At 64.6% G+C, this 23,871-nt stretch carries 19 protein-coding genes and 1 tRNA gene; 2 read left to right on the forward strand and 18 right to left on the reverse strand.

The features are described 5' to 3' along the window. Positions 1-25 precede the first annotated feature (25 nt). Positions 26-307, forward strand: a complete 282-nt coding sequence (locus ABIB28_RS02260; RefSeq protein WP_133188783.1) for an SWIB/MDM2 domain-containing protein — start codon at positions 26-28, stop codon at positions 305-307. A gap of 124 nt (positions 308-431) precedes the next feature. Here the strand turns inward: ABIB28_RS02260 and ABIB28_RS02265 are convergent, their stop codons facing one another. The 7 genes from ABIB28_RS02265 to ABIB28_RS02295 all read right to left on the reverse strand — a co-directional run bounded on the left by ABIB28_RS02265 (position 432) and on the right by ABIB28_RS02295 (position 4,164). Further along, on the reverse strand, positions 432-617 hold the full coding sequence (locus ABIB28_RS02265) for a hypothetical protein (protein WP_354286055.1): 186 nt from the start codon (positions 615-617) through the stop codon (positions 432-434). Between the two features lie 115 nt (positions 618-732). Continuing rightward, positions 733-809: transfer RNA gene (locus tag ABIB28_RS02270), tRNA-Arg, on the reverse strand. An 86-nt stretch (positions 810-895) separates the two neighbouring features. Continuing rightward, a complete protein-coding gene (locus ABIB28_RS02275) occupies positions 896-1,597 on the reverse strand; it encodes a class I SAM-dependent methyltransferase (protein ID WP_133188785.1) in 702 nt (233 codons plus the stop codon). Positions 1,598-1,860: 263 nt separating this feature from the next. Continuing rightward, positions 1,861-2,322: a DUF1178 family protein gene (locus ABIB28_RS02280; RefSeq protein ID WP_189674940.1), complete on the reverse strand. Its 462-nt coding sequence runs from the start codon at positions 2,320-2,322 to the stop codon at positions 1,861-1,863. After that, positions 2,319-3,140, reverse strand: a complete 822-nt coding sequence (locus ABIB28_RS02285) for a carbon-nitrogen hydrolase family protein (RefSeq protein ID WP_354286058.1) — start codon at positions 3,138-3,140, stop codon at positions 2,319-2,321. The genes ABIB28_RS02280 and ABIB28_RS02285 overlap by 4 nt, the downstream gene beginning before the upstream one ends. Next, entirely contained in the window at positions 3,137-3,394 is a 258-nt protein-coding gene (gene grxC / locus ABIB28_RS02290) for a glutaredoxin 3 (RefSeq protein ID WP_133188791.1), read from the reverse strand. Before grxC ends, ABIB28_RS02285 begins: the two co-directional genes overlap by 4 nt. 35 nt (positions 3,395-3,429) lie before the next feature. Beyond that, positions 3,430-4,164 carry a ComF family protein gene (locus ABIB28_RS02295; RefSeq protein WP_354286060.1) on the reverse strand — a complete coding sequence of 245 codons (735 nt, stop codon included), beginning with the start codon at positions 4,162-4,164 and terminating at the stop codon, positions 3,430-3,432. 44 nt (positions 4,165-4,208) lie between these two features. Between ABIB28_RS02295 and ABIB28_RS02300 the strand changes: the two genes are divergently transcribed. Continuing rightward, positions 4,209-5,117 carry a methyltransferase domain-containing protein gene (locus ABIB28_RS02300; protein WP_354286062.1) on the forward strand — a complete coding sequence of 303 codons (909 nt, stop codon included), beginning with the start codon at positions 4,209-4,211 and terminating at the stop codon, positions 5,115-5,117. Here ABIB28_RS02300 and ABIB28_RS02305 read toward each other — a convergent pair. The 11 genes from ABIB28_RS02305 to ABIB28_RS02355 form a co-directional block, all read right to left on the reverse strand. Beyond that, positions 5,055-5,444, reverse strand: a complete 390-nt coding sequence (locus ABIB28_RS02305) for a response regulator (RefSeq protein ID WP_133188797.1) — start codon at positions 5,442-5,444, stop codon at positions 5,055-5,057. The genes ABIB28_RS02300 and ABIB28_RS02305 overlap by 63 nt on opposite strands. Positions 5,445-5,503: 59 nt before the next feature. Further along, positions 5,504-7,924, reverse strand: coding sequence for an ATP-binding protein (locus tag ABIB28_RS02310; RefSeq protein ID WP_354286064.1), 2,421 nt, complete (start codon positions 7,922-7,924; stop codon positions 5,504-5,506). 100 nt (positions 7,925-8,024) lie between these two features. After that, complete coding sequence (locus ABIB28_RS02315) at positions 8,025-9,425, reverse strand: EAL domain-containing protein (RefSeq protein ID WP_354286066.1); 1,401 nt, start codon at positions 9,423-9,425, stop codon at positions 8,025-8,027. Between the two features lie 403 nt (positions 9,426-9,828). Next, positions 9,829-10,998: an acetylornithine deacetylase gene (gene argE, locus ABIB28_RS02320; RefSeq protein ID WP_354286068.1), complete on the reverse strand. Its 1,170-nt coding sequence runs from the start codon at positions 10,996-10,998 to the stop codon at positions 9,829-9,831. Positions 10,999-11,033: 35 nt separating this feature from the next. After that, positions 11,034-12,509, reverse strand: a complete 1,476-nt coding sequence (locus ABIB28_RS02325; RefSeq protein ID WP_354286070.1) for an efflux transporter outer membrane subunit — start codon at positions 12,507-12,509, stop codon at positions 11,034-11,036. Next, the gene (locus tag ABIB28_RS02330; protein WP_189674947.1) at positions 12,506-14,122 is read right to left on the reverse strand and encodes a DHA2 family efflux MFS transporter permease subunit; all 1,617 of its coding nucleotides are present in this window, start codon (positions 14,120-14,122) and stop codon (positions 12,506-12,508) included. The genes ABIB28_RS02325 and ABIB28_RS02330 overlap by 4 nt, the downstream gene beginning before the upstream one ends. 1 nt (position 14,123) lies before the next feature. Then, positions 14,124-15,344, reverse strand: coding sequence for an HlyD family secretion protein (locus tag ABIB28_RS02335; protein ID WP_354286072.1), 1,221 nt, complete (start codon positions 15,342-15,344; stop codon positions 14,124-14,126). Next, complete coding sequence (locus ABIB28_RS02340) at positions 15,341-15,979, reverse strand: CerR family C-terminal domain-containing protein (protein ID WP_189674949.1); 639 nt, start codon at positions 15,977-15,979, stop codon at positions 15,341-15,343. The genes ABIB28_RS02335 and ABIB28_RS02340 overlap by 4 nt, the downstream gene beginning before the upstream one ends. An 86-nt stretch (positions 15,980-16,065) precedes the next feature. Beyond that, positions 16,066-17,547: a flavin-containing monooxygenase gene (locus tag ABIB28_RS02345; RefSeq protein ID WP_354286074.1), complete on the reverse strand. Its 1,482-nt coding sequence runs from the start codon at positions 17,545-17,547 to the stop codon at positions 16,066-16,068. A gap of 77 nt (positions 17,548-17,624) precedes the next feature. Beyond that, positions 17,625-21,869 (reverse strand): translocation/assembly module TamB domain-containing protein, encoded by a 4,245-nt coding sequence (locus tag ABIB28_RS02350; protein ID WP_354286076.1) that lies wholly within the window; start codon positions 21,867-21,869, stop codon positions 17,625-17,627. Next, positions 21,869-23,866, reverse strand: coding sequence for a BamA/TamA family outer membrane protein (locus ABIB28_RS02355; RefSeq protein WP_354286078.1), 1,998 nt, complete (start codon positions 23,864-23,866; stop codon positions 21,869-21,871). The genes ABIB28_RS02350 and ABIB28_RS02355 overlap by 1 nt, the downstream gene beginning before the upstream one ends. Between the last annotated feature and the right edge of the window lie 5 nt (positions 23,867-23,871).

The following is a 23,871-nucleotide window of genomic DNA, read 5'->3' on the forward strand; positions in this document are numbered from 1 at the left end:
AACGGCACATCAGGAAGGACAATCTATGGCCAAGACCCCAACCGCAAAGAGCGACGCCCCCAAGACCGGCGGCATCTTTGCGCCCATCACGCCTTCGGCCGACCTCGCCGAGATCGTCGGCGCGGACAAGCTGCCGCGGAGCGAAGTGATCAGCAAGGTCTGGGCGTACATCAAGCAGCATGAGCTCCAGAACCCGGAGAACAAGCGCGAGATCGTCGCCGACGAAAAGCTGAAGAAGATCTTCGGCAAGGACCGGGTCACGATGTTCGAGATGAACAAGCATCTCGCTGGCCATATGAAGGCCTGAGCGCTTCCACACAGTTTAGCACCATGGCACCGACACTCCTCACGGACTGTTGGTGTCTTGCGTTTGAGCGCCTTCGAATGATCGGCCTGCCATCGGGCAGAAACCGCGTCTTCGCGGCGATGGATCAGCCCGCGAGTTTTGCCGCCGCGTTCACGACAGCGCGCGCCGCGGTCGCCTCATTGGCTTCCGCCATCGCTTCCCACGCATAAGCCGACCGCTCGTGCATCTCGCGACGGTTGGTGAGCGTGGTCTTCTGCGCGGCTTCACGCTGCGCAGCGGCGTTGGCGCGGTAGGTTTCGCTGGGTGTCATAGGATTTCACGATTCCGCGGGCGGCGATCCGCCCGTCTCATTAGGTTGCGGCAAGCAAGGGTGGTCTGGCGTGCGTTCAGCTATCGCGGCGCTCCAAACCCCCGTCGGACGACAATGGTGCCCCCGAGTGGATTCGAACCACCGGCCTGCGGTTTAGGAAACCGTCGCTCTATCCACCTGAGCTACGGGGGCTCCGGGAATGTCCCTAGATTTGCAGCGCCCCCAGGTCAATCTCGATCACATCACAGCCCGTGCAGAGTTGAGTTGCACGCGGCCTGTCAGCGGTAGGCGTGAACGATCATGCGACGGGTTTTCAAGTCTGCTCGCGGCAACCACGAAACTGCATGAGGCTTGCCGGCAATCGTGACGTCGATCCGCGAAAAACCCAGGCGCTCGAGCAGCAAGCGCACCAGCGCGGGATTGGGCGCCCAGAAATTGGTCGGATCCCCGCCGAGCTCGTGGCTCTGGATGAAGCGTGCCAAGGGTGCCTTGGTATTGATCATCGTCGTCTCGGTTTCGACGACCAAATGATCCCGGCACATTGCCGCGGCCGCCTCGAGATGGCGGTAGATGTCGGTGACGTGATACAGGACGCCGAGGAACAGCACGACATCGAACTGACCGAACTTTTCGGGCGTCAGACCCAATGGCTCGACGTCGAACGAGCGGACCTTGGAGCCAAGCCGGGAATGAATGAAATCAAAGCCGTCCTTGGTGCCCCAGCCCGGCCCGGACCAGCAGAAATGATCGGTCGCCAGCACATCCGCGGCACCGCGTCGCTCAGCCTCGAACGAGAAATACCCATCCCAAGCGCCGATATCGAGCACGCTTTTGCCGGTCAGGTCATCGGGCAGGATCGCCGCGGCCTCGCGCCGGAGAATCGCTTCGGACTTATAGCCCTTGATCGATTCACCGTCGGGCAAGTCGAACGAATGAAACCATTGAATGCCATGCGCTACGCAATCAGCTAGATTCGCCACTTACGGTATTCCCTGCTTTTATCGGTTACGTCGCGATAGGTTTCGAACGAGGTGCCAAGGCTCGCAGCATTGGCGGAGGATCGAGCCCGGCGGCCCCTGCGGTGCCGTTGGTCTGAACCATAGCTGCCGGGGCGGGGCAACCGCAAATCCGCTCTAACCAACGCTGCGCACGATGTTTGTATCACGGGCAGGTCACCAAGCAAAACACGCCAGCCAGCGCCCGCAATAGGGTCAGCCGCACCCGACTGCCGTAACAAACCCGGTCAGTTCACCGATCGGGGCGGGACGACTGGCAGGGGTAGCGCGGCGATCGGGACGCCGTCGTCGATCAACGCCTTCGCCTCCGCCACCGTGGTTTCTCCGTGGATCGGTGTGGACGCCGTCTCCCCGACATGCATCGCACGCGCCTGGTCGGCAAAACCGCGTCCGACCCATTGCGAGGTTTCAAGCATTTGCGCCTGTGCAGAGGCCAGAGCGTGCAGCGCGGCCTTGATTGCTTGCGGCGTGGGTTGCGCTGGCGAATCCGGCTTGGTGACGGCGATCGCGCTGCGGCTATTCCCCTTGGCGCCGACGTTGGGCGCCATCACGGCCTTGGTCACCGTCCGATCGCCGCAGATCGGGCACGCCAGAAGGCCGCTTTCCTGCTGGTCCTCAAACGCGCGGCTCGACCCGAACCACGCCTCGAACACGTGCGTCTTCGAACAGCGCAAATCGAACACGATCACGCCGACGTGACCTCGGGGATCGGGCGACGGTGCGCGAGAACCGGAATCCGCGCTCGCACATCGGCGATACGGGCCGCGTCAATCTCGGCAAAACCGAGCCCCGCCGCTTCGTCCATGTCGAGGATCACCTCGCCCCATGGATCGACGACGAGCGAATGGCCGTAGGTCTCCCGTCCGTCCTGATGCGTCCCGCTCTGTGCAGCGGCGACGACATAGGCGCCCGCCTCAATCGCGCGTGCGCGGAGCAGCACATGCCAGTGTGCGGCACCAGTCGGCCTGGTAAAGGCGGCAGGCACCGCAAGCACCGTCGCGCCGGCGTTGCTCAACGCGCGATAGAGATCAGCAAAGCGGAGATCGTAGCAGATCGACAGGCCAAGCGCTCCTGCCGGCGTCTGCGCGACAACGGCGCCCGCGCCCGGGGCATAGCTCGCCGATTCGCGCCAGCTCTCCCCGCTCGGCAAATCGACGTCGAACAAATGAAGCTTGTCGTAACGCGCGCGGATCGCCCCGCTATCGTCGATCACGAATGCGCGGTTCGCGAGCCGGCCGTCAGCGCCGAGCACCGCAAGCGATCCAAGATGGACCCAAAGGCGATGCTCCGCCGCTGCCGATCGTACGGCCGACAGCACCGGGTCGTCCTCCTCGCGGCGGAGGTGCTGCGCCGCACGGCCGCGGTCCCGATCGACCAGCCCCGACATTTCCGGGGTGAACAGCATCGCCGCACCGGCCGCGGCGGCGTCCGCAACGGCCGATACGATCGTCCTGGCGTTGGCGGCGGGATCGATCCCGCTCGTCATTTGCGCCAGCGCGATCTTCATGCCGCCAGCAGCGCGTCCAGCTTGCCCGCGCGCTCGAGCGCGGCGAGATCGTCCGATCCGCCGACATGCTTCCCGTCGATGAAGATCTGCGGGACGGTGGTGCCGCCATTGGCACGTTCGAGCATTTCGGCACGCTTGGGGCCGCCCATCGTGATGTCGAACTCCTCGGGCGTGGCGCCCTTCGAGGCGAGCAGCTTCATCGCACGCGCGCAATAGGGACAGAAGGCTTTGGTATAGATTTCGATCTTTGGCATCGATCAAAGATGTGGACGCAAGGCGGTGTTGTCAATCAGCGAGCGTCGCGCGCGTCGTCAAGCACGCGCGCCCAGCACAGGATCGAGACCTTCGCAGCCCCCGCGCGCAAGAGGACGCGTACGCACGCATCGGTGGTGGCGCCGCTGGTATAGATGTCGTCGATCAGGACGACCGTCTTGTCGCGCAGGCGGGCGTGCGGATCGACCACGCGAAACACCCCCGCCACTGCCCGCGCGCGTGCCCTGGCGCCCATACCGCGCAGCGGCGGTGTGGCCCGCACGCGGCGGAGCAGAAGCGGATCGTTCGGCACGTCGCATGCAATCGTCAGCGCGTGCGCAATCAGCGCCGCCTGGTTGAAGCCGCGCGACCATAGGCGCCAGCGATGCAACGGCACCGGGATCAGCAACGCCGCATCGGCGGGCATCAGCCGCGCCATCTGGCGCCCGACGGTCTCGGCGAGGGCGGTGCGGCCACCATATTTCAGGCGGAGCGCAACGGTGCGCGCGACCTCGCCATAGGCGACTGCGGCGTGGATGCCGGCATGGTCGGGCGGGTCGGCGAGGCACTGCGCACACAACGCGTCGTCACCGCGATCATAGGCGGACGGACCGTTGCATCCGGCACACCAGGGCGGCGCGAGGAAGCGCAGCTTGCTCCAGCACTCGGCGCAGAACTGATGGTCGTCGCCCGTTACGCCGCCACATCCCGGGCAGCGCGGCGGAAGCGCGAAATCGGCGACGAAGCGCAAGGGGATAAGCCAGGGCGACACGCCGGCCCTTGTCGCGCGGCCTCGCCAGCGGCACAAGCGCGGCAATGAGTGTCCCCGATATCTTCGACCGCGATGCGCGCCGCCTTCGCCGCGACCGCGCCGCTCCCGGCTTTGCCGCGTTCGATTTCCTGCGCACGGCGATGCTCGACGGGATCACCGAGCGATTGGCGAGCGTGACGCACCGCTTCACCGACATGCTCGATATCGGCTGCTTCGACGGCGCGCTGCAAGGCCCCGAAGGCGCAACCGTGACGCGCTGCGACGCGGGCGCGGCGTTCGCGGCGCGCGCAGGCGGCATACAGGCGGACGAGGACCGGCTCCCCTTTGCCGCCGGCGCGTTCGACCTGGTCGTCTCGGTGGGGGTGCTCGACAGCGTCAACGATCTGCCGGGTGCTTTGACGCTCGCGCGGCGTGCGCTGCGGCCCGATGGGCTGTTCCTCGCGGCGTTTTGCGGGATGGGTACGCTGTCGACGCTGCGCGCGGTCCTGCGCGAGGCCGAAGGCGATCGCCCCGCGGCGCGGATCCATCCGCAAATCGACGTGCGATCAGCGGGGGACTTGCTGATGCGCGCCGGCTTCGCGCTCCCGGTTGCCGATATCGAGCCGCTGAGCGTGCGCTATCGCGGCATCGGTGGCTTGCTCCGCGATCTGCGCGGGATGGGCGGCACCAACATCCTGCGCGACCGCACCCCGTTACGCCGCGACACCCTCGCGCGCGCGGCAGATCTGTTCGCGACGCGCGCGGAGCCCGACGGCAAGACCGTCGAGCATTTCGATATCGTCTATCTTACCGGCTGGTCCCCTGCCCCGTCGCAACCCAAACCGGCGCGACGCGGCAGCGCGACCGCATCGATGGAGGGCGTGCTCGGGCGACCGGCCGGCAGCGCGCGCTCAGCCGATCATCCCGTCACCGATCCCCTTGGCGAGCATCCGTCCGATCGCATCGAACAGTGAGTCCATCGCGACGGGCTTGAACAGCACTTCGTCGGCCCCTTCGGCGAGGCACCGCTCGCGCAGATCGACCGCAGTATCGGCGGTGAGGACGATGACCGGCAGATCGGCCTTTGCGTCGCCGCGCCCGCGGATGCGGCGCAATGTCTCAAAGCCATCCATCCCCGGCATGCGCAGGTCGAGCAACACGATCACGAAGTCTTGAGTGTCGATCAGCGCGAGACCGGCTTCGCCGCTCTCGGCACCAGTCATGGTTGCGCCCGCGACATCGAGCATGTCCTTCACAACACGGCGATTCATTGGGTCGTCTTCGATGAACAGAATATTCATCACACCATTGCCAAGCGATTAAAGGGGTAGGACACATACGACATTACGGAATCTCTATTTCATGCCGCTTGAGTGACACGGGTGAATACGGTGCGACTATCATCGGGGGCGCTGTCGAACAACACCGCCGCAAGCGCAACGCCCGCGATCGGTTTGGCGACAAGCTGATTGATCCCTGCGACGGAAAAACGGACACGGTGCGCTTCATCGGGTGCAGGCCACAACAATGTTGTCCGTACGGGACAGCTACCGAGCATGGCAAGCGCCGCATCGAGATCCGGCTCGGCCGTGATCGTGCCGTCATCGATCAGCACATGGGCGACACCGCCCTCCCCGATCCGGGCGACCGCTTCGTCAACCGACGACGCGAACACGATCTCGCCCGCGCGCGCGGCGAGCACGGCGCGCAACATGCTTCGCGAAATGGGGTTGCGGTCGAGAATGAGGAGCGCGGTCGCCTCCACGGCCGGATCCACCGCGACCGCCGCGGGGGCTGCAGCCAGTCGTAACGGCAGTTCGAGCGTGAAGGTCGAGCCACTTCCGACTGTGCTCGTGACGCCGATCGCGCCGTCCATCGCCTCGGCCAGGTTCAGACAGATGGCAAGGCCAAGACCCGTGCCGCCGAATTGCCGCGTCGTGCCCGCATCGACCTGTCGGAACGATTCGAAGATGATGCCGAGCTTGTCGGCGGGAATGCCGATCCCGCTGTCGGTGACCGCGATCGCCAGAACCGAATCGCGCGCTGATGCGGCAAGCCGGATTTCACCCGCCGCGGTGAACTTCAGCGCATTCGACAACAGGTTGAAGGCGATCTGCCGCACGCGCGCGGCGTCACCGACCACGTGATCGGGGCAACCGTCGAGGTCGAGCACGAAGCGCACGCCCTTCGCACGCGCTTGCTCCTCCCACAGCCGTGAGACGTCGCGCAGCGTAGCCTTGAGATCGTACGGCACGTCTTCGAGCGTGAGGTTGCCGGTTTCCATCTTCGCCACATCGAGAATGTCGTCGACGAGGGCCCGCATCGAGACGCCCGCACCGTGGACGACGCCGATCCGATCCCGCAACGAATCGGTTAGCGTCCGGTCGGCGAGCATCACCTGCGTCATGCCGAGGATGCCGTTGAGCGGCGTCCGGATCTCGTGGCTGGTCGTCGCGAGAAATTCGGTCTTGGCGGCGAGCGCCTTGGCGAGCGCGGCGTTGGTCTTGGCAAGGTCGACGTTGGCAGCGCGCACCTCGTTGCGGCTGCGGCGGATAGTGATCAAGCCGAAAGCGAGCATCGCCATGATGATCAGCGTCGCGACCGCGGCGCCACCGAAGATCGTTTGCTGGGTGCGGGCACGCAGCTTCGCATCGTCGATGTTGCGCTGCAGTTGCGCGCGCCGGAGCTTCTCGAGGTTGAGCTCCTGGCTCGCGAAATCGAACCGCGCGGCGGCGAGCGCGGTGTTGGCCGAAGCGGCCAGCTCGGACGTCTTGTCGTCGAGCGCCTTGAGCGCCTCGAGATGGATCAGCGCCTGCGCCTGATTCCCGGCCTGTTTGAAGATGTCATAAGCGGTCTGATGCGCCTCGCGAACGTCGAGCGTGGGGGCTTTGGGATCGACATTGACGAGGGCGCGCGTGATCAATCGTTCGGAGAGCGTCAAATGGTCGCGTAATCGAGCGGACCAAGCGGAGAGCACCAGGAATTGATTGCGATCGGCGAGCGCTTCCGCACCACGCGATAATTCCGCACCCTGCGCAATCGTCTGGTCCGCGGCACGCACTTGCCCCTCGAGGAGCTCAACGCGGGCTATGTTCCGCAATGTTTTAGCGGTGAGCAAAGAACTCTTAAGACTGCGAGTGATAATCAGCGTAGTCTGGAACTCGGCCAAAGCACTCTTGAATCGACCCAGTTCCTTTAAAGCATTACCACGATTATTGTGGATTGAGTAAAGTAGCTGCGGGTCACCGTCAAATACGTCTAGAGCCTGGCCGTAATACCTCAGTGCAGTTTGGTTGTCATTTGCCTCTTGATATAGAATTCCGATACAAATCAAGGCAATAGAACGGCTTCGCGTCTCGCCAACTTCGTGAAAAATCTGGTGAGCTCGTTGATAAGACGATAAGGCACCTGCCACATCCGCCGTCGATGTTTGCAAACCGCCCTTGGAAAGCAGTAAATCACCATTTAATTTGGTGACAGGCCCTGCAGTTGAAACAAGCGCTATCGCACGATCGATGAGGGGTGTCGCTCGGCCGCTTTCATTGAGTTGGAGATAGGCTTCGCCCTGCAACCATAGCGCGGTCGCGACTCCAATCGCTCGGTTGCGCCCACTCTTGCGGGAAGCCAGCGCCTCTGCCCGTCTCGCAAGTTCGATAGCTTGCGCGGGAGCGACGACCATCTTGGATTTAGCTTCTGCTGTCAAAGCCTCAAAGCTAGCGGACGTAGATTGAAGATCACGAGCGCCAGCCTGATGAGCGACGAAACCAGCAGCAATCGCCACCGCTACCAAAATCGCAATCGCGCGTAGGAAGGGCCGCCACATTATCGGTATGATATTATATGAAGTGTTAAAAGCGCGCTAACTTCTAAATTTTGAAGGTTCAGGCACTTTTCCAGAACGCTGCCGAACGCTGGAACATCGACTTGCGCGGATCCTCCGCCGGGCGCTCGCGGTAATCGTGGAGGAAGCGCCGAAAGGCATCAATCGAGACCGGGCGGCTGATCAGATATCCCTGGATCATGTCGCACCCCATCACCGATAGGAGCGCCATCGCCGCTTGGGTCTCGACGCCTTCGGCCGTCACTTCCATGTCGAGCGCATGCGCAAGGTCGATCGTCGACCGCACGATCAAAGGATCGCGATTGCTGCTGGTCAATTGCAAGACAAACATCTTGTCGATCTTGAGCTCGCGCGCCGGCAGCTGTTTGAGATAGGCGAGCGACGAAAGCCCCGCCCCATAATCGTCGATCGCAATTACGATGCCTTGATCAGCCAGAATCTGCAGATTGGCGATGGCGCATTCCGGATCGCGAATGACGGCGGTCTCGGTGATCTCAAAGCCGATCTTGACGCCGCCTTCGCGCACCGCGGCGCATGCCGTTTCGACGAAATGCTTGTCGCCGAGCAACTGGCCGGAAATGTTGATGAAGATCGTCAGGTCATGGCCGTCGGCGGCGAGCACGCGCTGGTCGCGGATCACCTCATCGATCGTCCAAAGCGTCAGTGCGGAAATTTGCCGAGCTTCCTCGGCGACCGTGATGAAGTCACCGGGCAGGATCAATCCGCGAGTCGGGTGCTGCCAGCGAACCAGTGCCTCGGCGCTGGTGATTTCCTGCTTACGAACATGCACCTTGGGCTGATACTGGAGGAACATCTCGCCACCGGCGATGGCACGCGGCAGCTCGCGCGTCAGTGTCAGCCGATCGAACGCGGCAGTGCCCGCCGACAGATCGCGCAGGACGGTGTCCTGATCGGCATGGGTATCGTCGAGCGCCCCTTCGGCTTCTTCGACCAAGCGGACGTCTTCGGTCGTACCACGCGGCGCCCCGGCTGCCCCCACCAGAATCTCGAAAGCGTGCAATTCGGTGTCGATGTCGAACGGTCGCGCCGTTGCCTCTCGCAACTTTGCAACAGCAGCTTCAAGCGCTCCGAAGCCATCACCGATAAACGCCACTTCGATCGTAGCACGACCAATCGCCAGGCTCGACGCCTCGGGCAACGCCACCGCAATACGCGCCTCGAGTTCGCGCGCGAGGTCTTCGGCGCGGGTTGGCCCGAGATGACGGCGCAGCGCGGCAAAATTTCCGATCTGGACGAGGCACACGAACTGCCATGCACCGATCCGGACAGGCGCCGCGCCGCGTTGCAGACCACGTTTTACGTTGGTGCGGCGCGAGGGTGCGACGCTGGCCACGGTAGTGGCGCCATCGGCAGCACCGCGTGGCGATGAACCCCGGGCCGGACGCCGGGGAGGAAGGTGAGGTTGCAGGATGCGCGCCATGACACTGGGCTAACCGCCAGCATTGAAAGAACAGTTAAGGCACACCCGGAACGAGGCCGACCGGGCAAAGTCTGATTGATTCATCGTTAACAGTGCATTAAGGATGTTTTGCATCCAACTGGATGCGTATGGGAGAAAAGTAATGTTGCGTTTTATCCTCGCGATGATCTACGGCGAAAACGCTCGCCCCTTCTAAACCTCGTTCCGACCCGACACGAACGAAATCAGGTCCTTTTTGGAGCGAGTTATCGGCAGTGTCGGGTCATCTCTTCCTGGATCTCATATTCGAAGTTAAGATTGCCCAATATAAAACGGCGTAACCGATGATCGTTTCTGATCTAGCGGACGCACTCGAGTTCAGTCCGGCATTCACTTCGGCCAACAAATAATTTTTTCGCTGCGTTTAACGCAACGCCTCTATCAACCGCCGCATAAACGCCGCACCGCGCTCGAATTGAGCGACCTCCAGATACTCATCCGCCTGATGTGCCTGCTCGATTGAGCCTGGCCCGCAGATGATCGTCGAAAATCCCGCACCCTGAAATTGCCCGGCCTCGGCTGCATAGGGCACGACACGCGCCGGACCATTGTCTCCAGCCAGGCGCCGCGCCAGCGTTTCGGCCGCACCACCGGGCTCGGGCGCGAACGAAGGCGTTGCGGAGCGACGCGCGACAACGACACCGGCGTCGGCAAACCGCGCTTTGAGCGCCTGATCTTCCTCCGCGCAGGCGGCAAGGAACGGCGCGATGATCGTATCCGGATCTTGCCCCGGCGGCGTCCGCAGATCGAAGGTGAAGCCGCACTCGCGCGCCAGGATGTTCACCGCAGTCCCACCCTGCATCAGGCCGATCGTGAGGGTCGCATGCGGGGGGTGATAGAGCGATTCGGGATCGGGATGCCGCTCGAACGATTTGGCCAGGAGGCGCAACTGGGCCATGAGCCCAATCGCGACCATATTGGCCGAGACTCCGAGGTGCGTCAGGCTCGAGTGCGCCTCGTGCCCCGTCACCGTCACGCGCCAGGTCGAGATGCCCTTATGGCCGCTCACGACCTCCATATCGGTCGGCTCGCCGACGATGACGGCGATTGGCGCCGGAAGCTCGGCGACCAGTGCGCGGATCATCGACGGCGCGCCGAGGCAGCCGACCTCCTCGTCATAGGAGAAGGCCAGATGCAGCGGCCGAGCGGTTTCGCCGCGCGCAAAGGCCGGGACCGCCGCCAAAGCCAGCGCGAGAAAGCCCTTCATGTCGCATGTCCCACGACCGTACAGCCGCTCGCCGCTGCGTGTCAGCGTAAACGGATCGCTCGTCCACGCCTGCCCGTCGACGGGGACGACATCGGTATGCCCTGACAGGACCACCCCGCCCGGCACCGCAGGCCCGACCGTTGCGTAGAGATTGGCCTTCGAACCATCGGCATTCGCGACGCGACGCGATGCCACTCCGAGGCCACCGAGGTACGCCTCGACATATTCGATCAGCCGAAGATTCGAATCACGCGAAGTGGTGTCGAAACCGATCAGCGCTTCGAGATGCGCCAGCGCGGCGGTTTGCAGGTCGTCGGAAAGGTCCATCGGCCAATCCTAGGCGTCCCGCTCACCGCTGCCAATCACCCGGCCTTGGCTTCCTCCCAGCCCCCGCCGATCGCCTTGAACAACGCCGCCGTATCCTGCCGCAACTGCGCGTCGCTCGCGACGAGTTGCTCGCGCGCGCTGAGCACGGTGACTTGCGCGTCGATCAACGCGTTCTGCGCAACGAACCCTGCACTATATTGCGCATAGACCGCATGGTTGGTCGCTTCCGCATCGGCGACCGCGCGACGCAGCGCCGCGTTGCTCCGTCGCTCGGCGTCGATCCGCGCGAGCGGATCCTCGACATCGCGTAACGCGCCAAGCACCGTTGCCTGATATTGGAGATACGCCTGTTCGCGGTCCTCCTTGCGGACGCCGACCGTCGCACGACGCCGGCCCCAGTCGAGCAGCGGAAACGTCACGCCGCCGACCCCCGTTGCCTGGATGCTGTCGCGCGAGAACAGCGAGGCGAGCGACGTCGACAGGAGCTCCGCCATCCCGGTGAGTTTGAACTTCGGGTACAGATCGGCCACCGCGACACCGATATCGGCGGTCGACGCCGCGAGATTGCGCTCGGCCATGCGGATATCGGGACGCCGCCGCAGCAAATCCGATGGCAGCCCTGCCGGCACGACGGGCATGGCCTGCAATGGCGGTAACGGCGCGGTCAGCTCGGCGGTCAGGCTTTCGGGTTGCGCGCCGAGCAGGATACCCAGCGCGTGGATCCGGACGCGCACATCCGCGCGAAGCGGCTCGAGCCGCGCTTCGAGCGTGGTGATCTGCTGCTGTTGACGCGTCACGTCGATCTGCGGCGAGAGCCCGACCTTGGCGACGTTCCCGGCGATCTGCAGCGATCGACGCTGTCGCCCGAGTTCGTCCTCGACCACTGCGATCTGCGCTTGATCCAGCCGCATCGCGAAATAGGCCTGCGCCACTTCAGCACCGAGCGTGACCGCGGCATCGCGTTGCGACCAGATCGCGGCGTCGGTGCGCGCCAGAGCGCCCTCGACGCTACGCCGCCCGCCGCCGAACAGATCGATCTCCCAGCTCGCATCGAAGCCTGCGGCATAGGTGGTGATGCCGCTGCCCGGCAGCGCGATTCCTCCCGAGCTCCCCGAACCACCCGCGCCGCCGCCCGAGAACAGGCTGGCGAGCGATGAGAAGCCAGCGTTCTTGCTGAACTCGACATGCGTCACATTGCCCGTCGCATCGACCGTCGGTTTGCCGATCGCGTGCGCCGCGATTTCCTGCAGCCGGGCCTGACGGACGCGCGACCCGGCGATCGCGATGTTCGGACTGTCCTTCAGCGCGCGCTCGACGAGCGAGGTCAGCGTCGGATCGCCGAACGCGGTCCACCAATGGGCCGGGTCGATCGTCGCGCCGGGAGCGGTGGCTTGCGGCTCGCTGAACGCGGGCGGCACCGCCATTTCGGGCGCGTGATAGTTCGGGCCGACGGTGCAGCCGGCGAGCAAGGTCGCGCCCAGCAGCGCAGTCGTGACGAGAGAGCGGGTCAATGGGCCATGCCTCCACCGGAGCCACCGGACTTGCCGGAGCGCATAAAGAAGACGACCGGGGCTATGCAGAGCACCACGATCATCAGGGAATGAAAGACGTCGAGGAACGCCAGCATCGACGCCTGGCGCTGCACCGTCTGATAGAGCACCGCGAGCGGCGTCGTCGTCGGATCCCCTACCCCGCCAAACGCGCCCCCCGCCTTGGCGAGCCACTCGTTGTAATTGGGGTTGAGCGGGCTCAGGCCGTTGACCAGTTCCGACTGATGACGCTGCAAGCCCGACGCCAGCAGCGTCTGCGACGCCGAGATGCCGATCGACCCGCCAAGATTGCGCGCGACGTTGAGCATGCTCGACGCTTGCGCGGTCTTGTTCTGCGGCAACCCGACATAAGCGACCGCGCTGATCGGGACGAACAGGAACGGCAGCCCCATCGCCTGATAGAGCCGCGCAACGCCGGCATCGAGGAACGTGATGTCGGCATTGAGGTGCGTCATATTCCACAGCGCGAAAGCCTGGACGAGCAGCGCCGGGAAGAGCAGCAGCCGGACATCGACGACGCCCGACAGCCGACCGGCGAACGGCACCATCACGAGCGTCGCCACCCCGCCGAACGTCAGTGCGAGCCCTGCCTGGAACGACGTGTAGCCCAGCACCTGCTGCAACATCTGCGGAATCAGCTGCGTCGTGCCGAACAGGATCATGCCGGTCACACCCATCACCAGCAGCGTTAGCGAGAAATTGCGGTTCTTGAGCAATTTCAAGTCAAGCACGGGCTCGGGGTGGTTGGTTTCCCAGAAGGCGAGCGCGATCAACGACAGCGCCGAGATCGTCGCGGTGGTGATGATCAGACCGCTCGAAAACCAGTCCTCGCGCTCGCCGCGATCGAGTGTCAGCTCGAAGAAGCCGAGACCGAGCGCAATCAGCAGGATGCCGATATAATCGACACGGATGCCGCGCTTGAGCAACTTGGCGCGATCGTCCTTGATCGCCTTCGGCTCGTCGACGAACAGATTGACGAGGAAGAGCGACACGATGCCGATCGGCACGTTGATCAGGAACACCCAATGCCAGCTCGAATTCTCGGTGATATAGCCGCCGAGCGTTGGCCCGAGCACTGGCCCCACCACCACCACGATCGCGAACGCCGCAAACGCCATCCCGCGCAGTCGGGGCGGAAAGGTATCGGCAAGCATCGATTGCTCGACCGGCGCGAGGCCGCCACCGCCGATCCCTTGCAGCACACGCGCGATGACGAGCGTCGACAGGTTCGGCGCCAGGCCGCACATCAGCGACGACAGGGTGAACAGACCGATCGAAATCATGAAATAGCGTTTCCGCCCGATCACGTCGGACAGCCAGCCGCTGATCGGGATGATGATCGCATTGGCGACGAGGTAGCTGGTCAGCACCCACGTTGCCTGGTCGTTGGATACCGACAGGCCGCCGGCGATGTGATCGAGCGCGACGTTGGCGATCGAGGTGTCGAGCACCTCCATGAAGGTCGGGATCGAGATGATCGCGACGATCAGCCAAGGGCTGTAGCTGCCCGCCGCCGATCGTGTCGGATCCCATCCATCCGCACGTTTCCCGGTCTTTGCCGGGGCGGCGGCCATCTTAGCGGACCTTGACCGTCGGGACGACCGACATGCCCGGCCCCAGCGGATATTTGCGCGGATCGGGACCGTTCTTCAGATCGAACTCGATCCGCACGGGTACGCGCTGGACGACCTTCACGTAATTGCCCGTGGCGTTCTGCGGCGGCAGGAGCGCGAAAGCCTGGCCGGCGCCGCGCTGGATCGAATCGACATGCCCCTTGAACTTGACGTCGGGATAGGCGTCGACCTTGATCTCGACCGGTCGGCCGATCGTCATCAACTGCAGCTGGGTTTCCTTGAAATTGGCGGTGACCCAGATGTGGTCGGGGACGATCGCCATCAGCTGCGTGCCCGGCCCGACATAGGAACCGACATTGACCGAGCGGTTGACGACCTGACCCGACACCGGTGCGACGAGGCGGTTGTCGCCCAGCGTGACCTTGGCTTGCTGGACCGACGCGCGGCGCGCTTCGATCACGGCTTGCGCAGCGGCGACCTGGCGGCGTGCGACGGTGATGTTGGCGGCGGCGCTGTCGATTTGTTGGCGCGCGGCGGCGGCATCGGCTGCGGTCGATCGTGCGGTTGCGCGCGCGGCGTCGAGCTGCTGCGCTGCGACGGCATTCGGATCGAGCCGCACCAGCGCCTGATAGCGGGCGAGATCCTGTTGCGCCTTGGCCGCGGTGGCGAGCGGGCTACGCGCCTGTGCTGCCGCCTGATCGCGGCTCGCCTGCGCTGCGGTGACTTGCGCGCGCGCTTGCTCGTATTGCGCCTGCGCCTGCTTCACGTTGGCGTCGGCTTCGGCGACCTGCGCCTCGGGGCCCGACGGCTCGATTACCGCGAGCAGGCGACCCGCCTCGACGTGCCGGTTGTCGATATCGGCAACCGACTTGAGCGTGCCGGCGACCTTGGGCGAAATGCGCACGATATGCGCATCGACGAACGCATCGTCGGTCGTCTCATACTGGCGCGCGTCGAAATAATAGAACGTGCCGCCGATCGCGATGACCGCGACGACAATCACGAGAATGATCCAGAACAGCGGTTTGGTGAAGATCGACGGCTTCTTCGTCTTGTCATCGGACGAATCATCATCCTGCGACGCATCGCTGTCGCCCGCATCGTCCTTGGTATCGCCCTTTTGCGCATGGGCCGACGCACCGTCTTCATCGCCTTGCCCATTCGTGGGCTTGCGATCTTCGGCGTCGTCGGACTTTCGGGCGGTGCTCTGGTCTTCGCTCATGGAAGTTCCTGTCGTTCGGCAATCAGTTGGTCGAGAATGGCGTCGGTATTGGCCGCGATCCGGGCTGCGAGCAGCGCGATCGCCGCCGAGTCGATGTCGCGGCGTTGCAGCAATTTGAGGACCGTCGCGCGCGAGCCGCGGAGCACGATCACCTGGCCCATCAGCGTGATCGCGGTGACTTGCGCGACGGTGGCGTCGCGGCGCGCGGTCGCGATGCAGATCAACTCGACCAGCATGGCGAGCATCCGCCCCATCAATCCGCCATAGATGCGCTCGAAGGCTTCGGTCGGCTCCATCTGCTCGCGCATGATGAACAGCGAATACATCGCGCTCTTCGGCCCCGTCATCGTATCGATGAAGCGCCGGATCATGCCATGCAGCAAGGCGCGCGCCTGATCGGGGGTCAGCCCCGCGGGCACCTCATCGATCGAAAGCGTTGCCTCGAAGTCGGTGCCGATCTGCGCGGCGATATAATCCGCGGCGGCAAGGTAGAGGCCTTCCTTGCCACCGAAATGGTATGTGATCGACGACATGGCCGTCCCCGCCTTCGCGGCGATGCTACGCGTGCTCGCACCTTCCAGGCCCTTGCTGGCGAATTCTGCGATCGCAATTTCGAGGAGGCGTTGCTGAAGCACCCGGCGCCGTTAATTCGTTCGAACGAACAGGGCAAGAGCAATCTTTCGTTACGCAAAAACACGGACGATCGACCGTGGTTCCGACGTCAGGCGGCGATTTTGTCGGTGCGCTTGGTCGACGCGGGGTTTGAAAACACCATCGCATCGTCGACCGAGCCGAAGCGCAACGTCAGCAAGTCTCGCGCATAGTTCTGATGCAGTCGCCACGGCGACTTGTCGCCCTGCTTGGGGAACCGCGCCATTGCCCGCGTGACATAGCCCGAAGTGAAGTCGAGGAACGGCTTGGGTTCGGGCAGCGCACCTTCGAGCGTTGGCGTCGCCTGGCGAAGGCCGCGCGTCTTCATCGTGTTGAGCAAGCGACAGACATACCCGCAGGTCAGGTCGGCCTTCAGCGTCCACGACGCATTGGTATAGCCAAAGGACGACGCCATGTTCGGCACGCCCGAATACATCATGCCCTTGTAGTTATAGGTGTCGGCCAAATCGACCGCCTCGCCGTCGACACTGAAAGCGACGTCGCTGAGCAATTGCAGTTCGAGGCCGGTCGCGGTCACCACGATGTCGGCTGGCACTTCCGCGCCGGAGGCGAGCGTGATGCCGTCAGGCGTGAAATGGGCGATCGTGTCGGTGACGACCGAAGCCTTGCCCGTCTTCAACGCATCGAACAAATCCGCATCGGGAACGAGACACAGCCGCTGGTCCCAGGGATTGTAGCTCGGCGTAAAGTGCTTCGCGACATCGTAATCGGGACCGAGCTGGTCGCGCACCATGTTGATCAGCCGTTCCTTGGTCTTGGACGGCCGTTTGCGCGCCAAGTTGAAGAACGCCATGCCCAGCAGCACGTTGCGCCACCGCACCAGCCGGTAGGCGAGCATCGCCGGCAGTTTCCGGCGCAGCCAGTTCGCCGTCGCATCCTCGGCCGGACGCGACACGACATAGGTCGGGGAGCGCTGCAGCATCGTCACATGCGCGGCGGTCTGCGCCATGGCAGGCACGAGCGTCACCGCAGTGGCGCCGCTGCCGATGACGACGACTTCCTTGCCGGCATAATCGAGATCGGCGGGCCAGAATTGCGGGTGCACGATCCGCCCCGCAAACTGCTCTGTTCCCGCCCAGTCGGGCGTATGGCCGCGTGCGTAATTGTAATAGCCGCTGCACATGAAAAGGAAATTGCAGGTGAAGCTGGCTGGCCCTTCGGGACCGTCGGCGCGCACCGTCCACCGGGCGTCCGATGTCGACCAGCTTGCCGTCTGAACGTGATGCCCGAAGCGGATGTGCTGATCGATGCCATAGTCGCGTGCCGTGTCTCCGACATACTGCAAAATCGATGGACCATCGGCGATGGCTTTCGCCTCGGTCCACGGCTTGAACGCGTAGCCGAGCGTGTACATGTCCGAATCGGAACGGATGCCAGGATAGCGGAACAGGTCCCACGTCCCGCCAAGCGTCGCCCTTCCCTCAAGGATTACATAGCTGCGGTCGGGACACAGCGTCTGCAGGTGATACCCCGCTCCGATCCCCGAAAGCCCGGCCCCAACCACCACGACGTCGAAATGTTCTGTGCGCATCGTCACTCTCCGGGATACCGGATATTCGATTTTTACACGAAGCGAAAGCGGAACCGCCGATCGGCGGCTCCACCCCGTCAGAAGTCGCGCTTGTAGCGCACCGTTGCGTTCGACCCGCCGAACGACCCGGCCTGTGACAGCACGCTGAGCGCCTTGGTCAGCGACACCTCGATCTGAGTCGCAGTGAAGCCGCGCGCGTCGGTAATCACTTCGACGTAGATGTTCTTGGTGATGTACTTTCCGGCGGCGAGCGAAGTGCTCTGCCCCGTTGCCGAGTCGGCCCCGAGGATCCGCAGTCGATCGATCCCGGCGACGCTGCGCAACTTGCCGAGCGGATTGAGCCCGCCGCCCGATCCGCGCAGCGAGTTGAGCGCGGATGCCAGCTGGATCGCCTGGATCGCCGACAGATTGGTCACCGAACTGCCGAACAACAGTCGGCTTAGCACTTCGTCCTGCGGCAGCGCCGGGGTCGAATTGAAGGCGATCTGCGGCTTCTGGCCGGTGCCGGTGATGTCGATCACGACGGTGATGTCGTTGGTCGTCGTCGTCGCGCTGATGTTGATCTCGGGATCGACCAGCGCTCCGCCGGCGAAGCGAACATCGCCCTTGGTCACGTCGAACCGCTTGCCAGCGAACGAATAGGTCCCGCGCACGATCTGCAGCCGACCGAGGATCTGCGGCGCGGCCGAGGTTCCGGCCACGCGCATATCGGCCTCCCACTCGGACTCGAGCCCCATGCCGGACACGAACAACTGATTCTGCGCGCGCACGCGGATGTCGAGCTTGAACAAGCCGATCGGAGCCTCGGCGGCGGGTTGCGTGGCGGCCTTCACCATATCGCTCTTGCGGCGGACTCCCGTCAGTTCGGCGACTTCGGCCTGGCCCTGGCGGATGATCTCGTAACGCGCATTGGGGATACGGATGTCCCCGGTGATCAAGCCACCCTTGGCCTTGCTGTTGCTGACCGAGACGGTGCCGGTCGCGGTCGCGCCAAGCGCGTCGCTGCTGGCAAGCCGCGCGTTGTTGAGCGTCGCCTTGATATCGATCGGGAAGCCCGCCGCCGACGAGAAGCCAACCGAGCCCTGCGCCTGCACACTGCCCTCGCCAGCGCGCGCCGACAATTGCGTCAGGTCGAAACGATCGTTGGTGAAACGACCGGCGATCTTCATTTGCGTGAGACGCGTGCCGTAGACTTCGTTGTCATAGGTCAGCGCATCGGCGCGAACCAAGCCGGTCAGTTGCGGGGCATCGACGCGCCCGCCGAAATCGGCAGCAACCGCGATCGGCCCCGACACTTGCTGCTTGGCCAGACCAGCGAGCGAGAACAGCACGCTCGACGGACCGTTATAGCGGATCCCGCCCGACAGAGGCGCGGCGAGCAAGCGCTGCGTCCAGCTGCTGCCGCCGCCCAATGGCTGCAAGGTCGCGACCAGCCGACCGACCGTAGCGCCGCCACGCTGGATGAGCGCACGCGCGTCGCCGCCAGCATTGGTCAGCCCGACCTGTGCGATCACGTCGACCGGCTGCGAAACGCTCGCCAGGCTCGACCGTGTGAAGTTCCTGATGCGGAACCGGCCAGCGATCTGCGGGACCGAAGCGCCTTGCGGCTGGGTGTAATCGAGCGACCCCGTCGCGGTGCCGCCCAAGCCAAGATCGGGAACAAGCGCGTTGGCAACCGACACGTCGAGCGAGTCGAGCCGCAGCTTGGCGGAGAGCCCCTTGCCGTATTCGCCTGCGATCCGCGCGCTGCCACCCGCGCTGTTCGCGCCGGCGCCGAAATCGATTCGCGTCGGTTGCAAGCGATACGTGCCGCGATCGATCTCGATCCGCGCGACATTGCCGGTCTTGAAGGCGATACCGTTGGCTTGGCCCTGCGTCGCGACGAGCCACAGCTTGGGGCTCAAGCGCGCGTTGGCAGCAACGCGGAACGGCACACCGTTCGAACCCGTCGCGAGCACTTGCGCGGTGCCGCTGCCGTTGACGTAATTGATCTTCGCGCGCGCTGCCGACAGCACAGCGGCGCCGTAGCGCAGATCGGCGACCTGCGCGTCGGCGACGATTTGCGGCGCGTTCGGATAGAACACGGCCTGCGCATTGATGATCGCGCGGCCGATCGTGAAGTCGGTCGCCCCCGGGATCTTGGCGTTGCTGGCGCGCGCGGCGACATCGACGCGCTGGACCTTGCCTTGCGCGCCGAGCAGGGCAGCGCCGCTAATGCCCGATCCGGCAAAGGTGATCCGCCCGCCGAACGGCCCGGCGGCAAGCTGCTCGACCCGGCCCTTGAAGTCGACGCCGGCGAAGCGGGCGTTATGGATGTCGGCGGTCAGCCGTGGTGACGGCGTTACAAGGACATCGGCGGTGAACGGCCCGTAATTGGTCCCGCCCTTCGCCAGCACCGCGTACGATGCGCCGTTGCCGCGTATCTGCGCCTCAAGATTGACCAGACCGACGCCGACGCCCGGCCGCGCGGCGCGGAGCAGCACGACAGGCTTGGTCGCCGTGCCCGTCACGCGCGCGGTGAGTGGACCGTATTGGTTCGAATACGCGTCGGCATCGACGAGCAGCGGCCCCTTCGGATCATACCGCCCCTGCCCTCGCAGGACGCGGAATTGCGGCGCATTCAGCCGCAGGTTGCGGAAGGTGATGATGCCGTTGGGATCATAACCGACATCGGCGGTGACCGCGGCATTCCCGCCGAGAAAGCTGCGCGCGCCTTCGTTGAAGATCTGCGACGTCTTGGCCGCGACATGCGCGGTAATGCCGAAGCCACCGCTTGCGACCGTCACCAGCTTGGCGTCGGTGCGTAGCGAGAGGATGCCGACACCATCGACCTTGTAATCGTTGACGCGGCCGTTGAGCGCGCCGCGATACAGGCCTGTCGCAAGATCTGCGACTACCACGGCGGTCGCATCGATCTTGCGCGAGCGGATCCGCAGATTGTCCGACAGCACCTTGCCCTTGGCCATCGCGAAGTCGCCGTTGATCGCGACGTTGTCGAGCAGCCCGCCCGCCGCCGCGTTCAACCCTGTCACACGCGCGGCGCGCGCTGCGACCGGAACGACGATGTGATCGGCATTCACGCGCGCAAGGCCAGAAGCATACAGCTGCTCGACCCGCGTCTCGCCAAAGCCGAGCACGCCGGCGGTGATGACGTAATTGACCGTCGGCGTAGCGAACTTGCCGTCGAGCACGACGCGCGCCGCGACATCACGCCCATTGAGGTTGGGCGCGATCGCGCCGGGGGTCAGCAGCTTGGCGTTGACGGCGAATTGCCCGAAGCTGCTCTGCGCGAGATCGAGCAGGCCCTTGGCGTCGAGCGCAAGCGCGTCCGACCGCAGCGTCGTCGTCAGATTGACTTTGCGCTGGTCGAGTGTCGCGTCGAGCGCGACTTGCAAGACCGGCGCAGTCAGCCGCGCGATCGGGTTGACCGGGGTCGCCTTGTCCTTGGGCGCGCCGCCTGGATAGAGTCCGGGGTTGGTCGTGCCGCGCACCTTGAACGTGCCGCTATGCGCCTCGAGCGACAGGTCGGCGAGTTGGGCGCCGCCGAGCGTGCCCGTCGCCTTGCCAGACCATGCCTTCCAGCTGCCCTTGCCGCCGATGGTAAAGTCGAGCGGCGCCTTCAGGCCACCCATTCGCGCAACGACGCCGTTGGCCGGCGCGGTCAGCCGCGCATCGAGGTCGAGCTTGTCCTGATCGGGCACCGCATCGAGCTTCAGCACCAGACGATCGCCGCCAGCGATGCCAGCACCCGTCAGCGCCGCAACATTGGCGGTCACCTGTGCGCGCTTGTCGGCGATGTGCGTCGCGGCGTCGATCTTGAGGATATGCGCCTCGCCCGTCACCGGCTTGGCGAGGATCATGCGATCGACCGTCAGCCGACCGATATCGATATCGAGATCGGGCAGGATCGGCGCGTTGGGGTCGGTCGGCGTCGGCTTGAACGCGGGCGAGCGCGTCATCGTCACCAACGCCGCCTGCGCCGAGCGCACGTCGATATGGTTCTGCGCATAGGCAAACGGCCGCCAATCGACCGCGATCCGCGGGGACGCCAGGAACACGCCCTTCTGGTCGCTCACGCGCACATCGGTCAGCACCATCGCGCCGTAGAGCGATCCGTCGATCCGCCCGACCTTGATGTTGAGCCCCGATGCGGTGGTGTAGCCGCCGAGGTAATTGGCGATCACACGTCGCCCGGGCGCGGTGTTGAGGCCGAGCACGAACAGCCCGACGAGCACGACCAGCCCGACCAGCGTGATCGCCACCCACTTTACGATACGCTGCCACAGCGGACGGCGCACGACGACGACCTCTTCCTCGGCCATCAAAAGGCTTGTCCGATCGAAATGTAGAGCGCGACCTTGCCGTCGCCCTTACGCGGGTTGAGCGGGGTGGCGACGTCGACGCGCAGCGGCCCGAAATTGGTGTAGAAGCGCCCGCCGATGCCCGCACCATAGCGCAGATCGGTCCCCTTGGGGATCGGGCCTTCATAGGCGTTGCCGCCGTCGAAGAACGGCACGATCCCGTAATTGCCGAAGCGATAGCGTGCCTCGAGCGCGAACTCGTTGAGCGAGCGCCCGCCGACGGGGTTGCCCTGCGGATCGAGCGGACCGAGCCGCTGATAGCCGTAGCCGCGCACCGAGCCGCCACCGCCGCCATAATAGCGCCGCGACGGCGCGAGCTCGTCCCGCCCGGTACCCGCGATCGAGCCCGCGCGGAGCCGTCCGGCGAGGACGATGCTGTCGCCGATCGGATAATAGCCGCTCGCTTCGATCAGCGTGCGGGCGTACGGCCGCACCGCGCCGCGGACCGAGGTCTCGGGGCTGAGGCTCAGCTTGAGGCGATAGCCCTTGGTCGGGTTGAGCAGACTGTCCGAGCGGTCGAACAACACCTGGCCGGGCAAGGCTGCGATGAAATAGGTCCCGCGCTTGCGCGCGCCGAGGCCGAAATCATAGACGCTCTCGTTGGTCCCGACCAATTCGAAGCCATAGGCGTAGGTGAACTTCTTCTGCCAGAGCGGCGTCGAATCGTACGATACCTTGCCCGACAGCGTCGCGGTCAACGCATTGTACGCGTCATAGCTCGTCCGGTTGGCCGATGCGGTGAACGTCACGGTCTTGTCGCGCTTGCCGGCGTTGGACCGGCGGAAGGTCGCGCTCGCGCCTTGCTCCTGCGTGCCGCCGACTGCGGTGAAGATCAGCGCGCCTTCGGGCGCGAAGCGGTTGCGATCAGTGTACGACCCTTCGAGCCGGACGCCCTGCCCCGTGCTGTAGCCACCGCTGACCGCGAGCGAGCGCTGCTTGCCGCGCTCCTGCTTGACCAGCAGATTGACCTGCTCGGTCCCGTCGGGGTTGATGTTTCCGGTCCGCACCGGCTCGACCGAGACAGTCGAGAACAGTCCGGTCGCGACGAGCGCGGCGCGCAGATCGTCGGTCAGGCGGTTGTCATAGAGCTGCCCAGGCTTGAAGCGCGTCAGCACGCTGACATGCTCGGCGCCGAAGGCGAGCCGTCCCTCGGTGGTGAAGGTCCCGAACGACGAGCGCGGCCCGGTATCGACCGGCAGTGTATAGTCGCCCGTCCCGGTCATATCGTCGAGCAGGATGTCGCGCTGGCCGACCTTGGTGAACGGGTATCCGCGCTGCGGCAGGATCAGCGCGACATTGGCTTCGGCGCCCTGGACGCGATCGGCTTCGATCGCATCGCCGACCTTGAGCGGGAGCTGGCTTTCGATCAGCCCCGGCGGCGTGGTGGGTTCAGCCTTTACGGTGATCGTGCCGAGCTTGTACTGCTTGCCCGGCGTCGCCGAGACGATCGCGCGCAGCTTCGTCGGATCGCCCGGGATCGGCTCGAGCGTCGAAACCGCGGTGCCGTCGTAATAGCCGAGCGACTTCATCAACCGCACCGCCAGCGCCTCGTCCTCACGCGCGCGCGCCGAAACGACGGTCGCATTGGCGGCCTTGCCCTTGCCACCACGGAGCGCCGAAAGCCCGTTGAACTGGCCCTTCAGTTTCACCGCATCGAGACCGCGAACTTCGGTATCGTAGCGAATGTCCGGCGACTTCGTGTCCTTGAAGGTCGCATCGACCAGCGGAGTCGAATCGAAGCCCTGGAGCGAAGGCAAGGGTTGCGCGAGCTCCGGCGCGGCTGTCTCGGCCGGCGCTTGGGCGACGGGCAGCATCGGCTCGAGCGGAGCGTTGATGTCGTTCGACAAAGGCGGCAGCGCCTTGGTGAATTCCGCATCGGGAACGATCGCGGGTTCGGGCGCTTGTTGCGCGGCAACCGGCGCAGTCGACGGCGTTAAAGGAGGCTCCGACTGCTGCATCCCTG

The organism is Sphingomonas sp. UYEF23, assembly GCF_040546165.1.
GTDB lineage: Bacteria > Pseudomonadota > Alphaproteobacteria > Sphingomonadales > Sphingomonadaceae > Sphingomonas > Sphingomonas glacialis.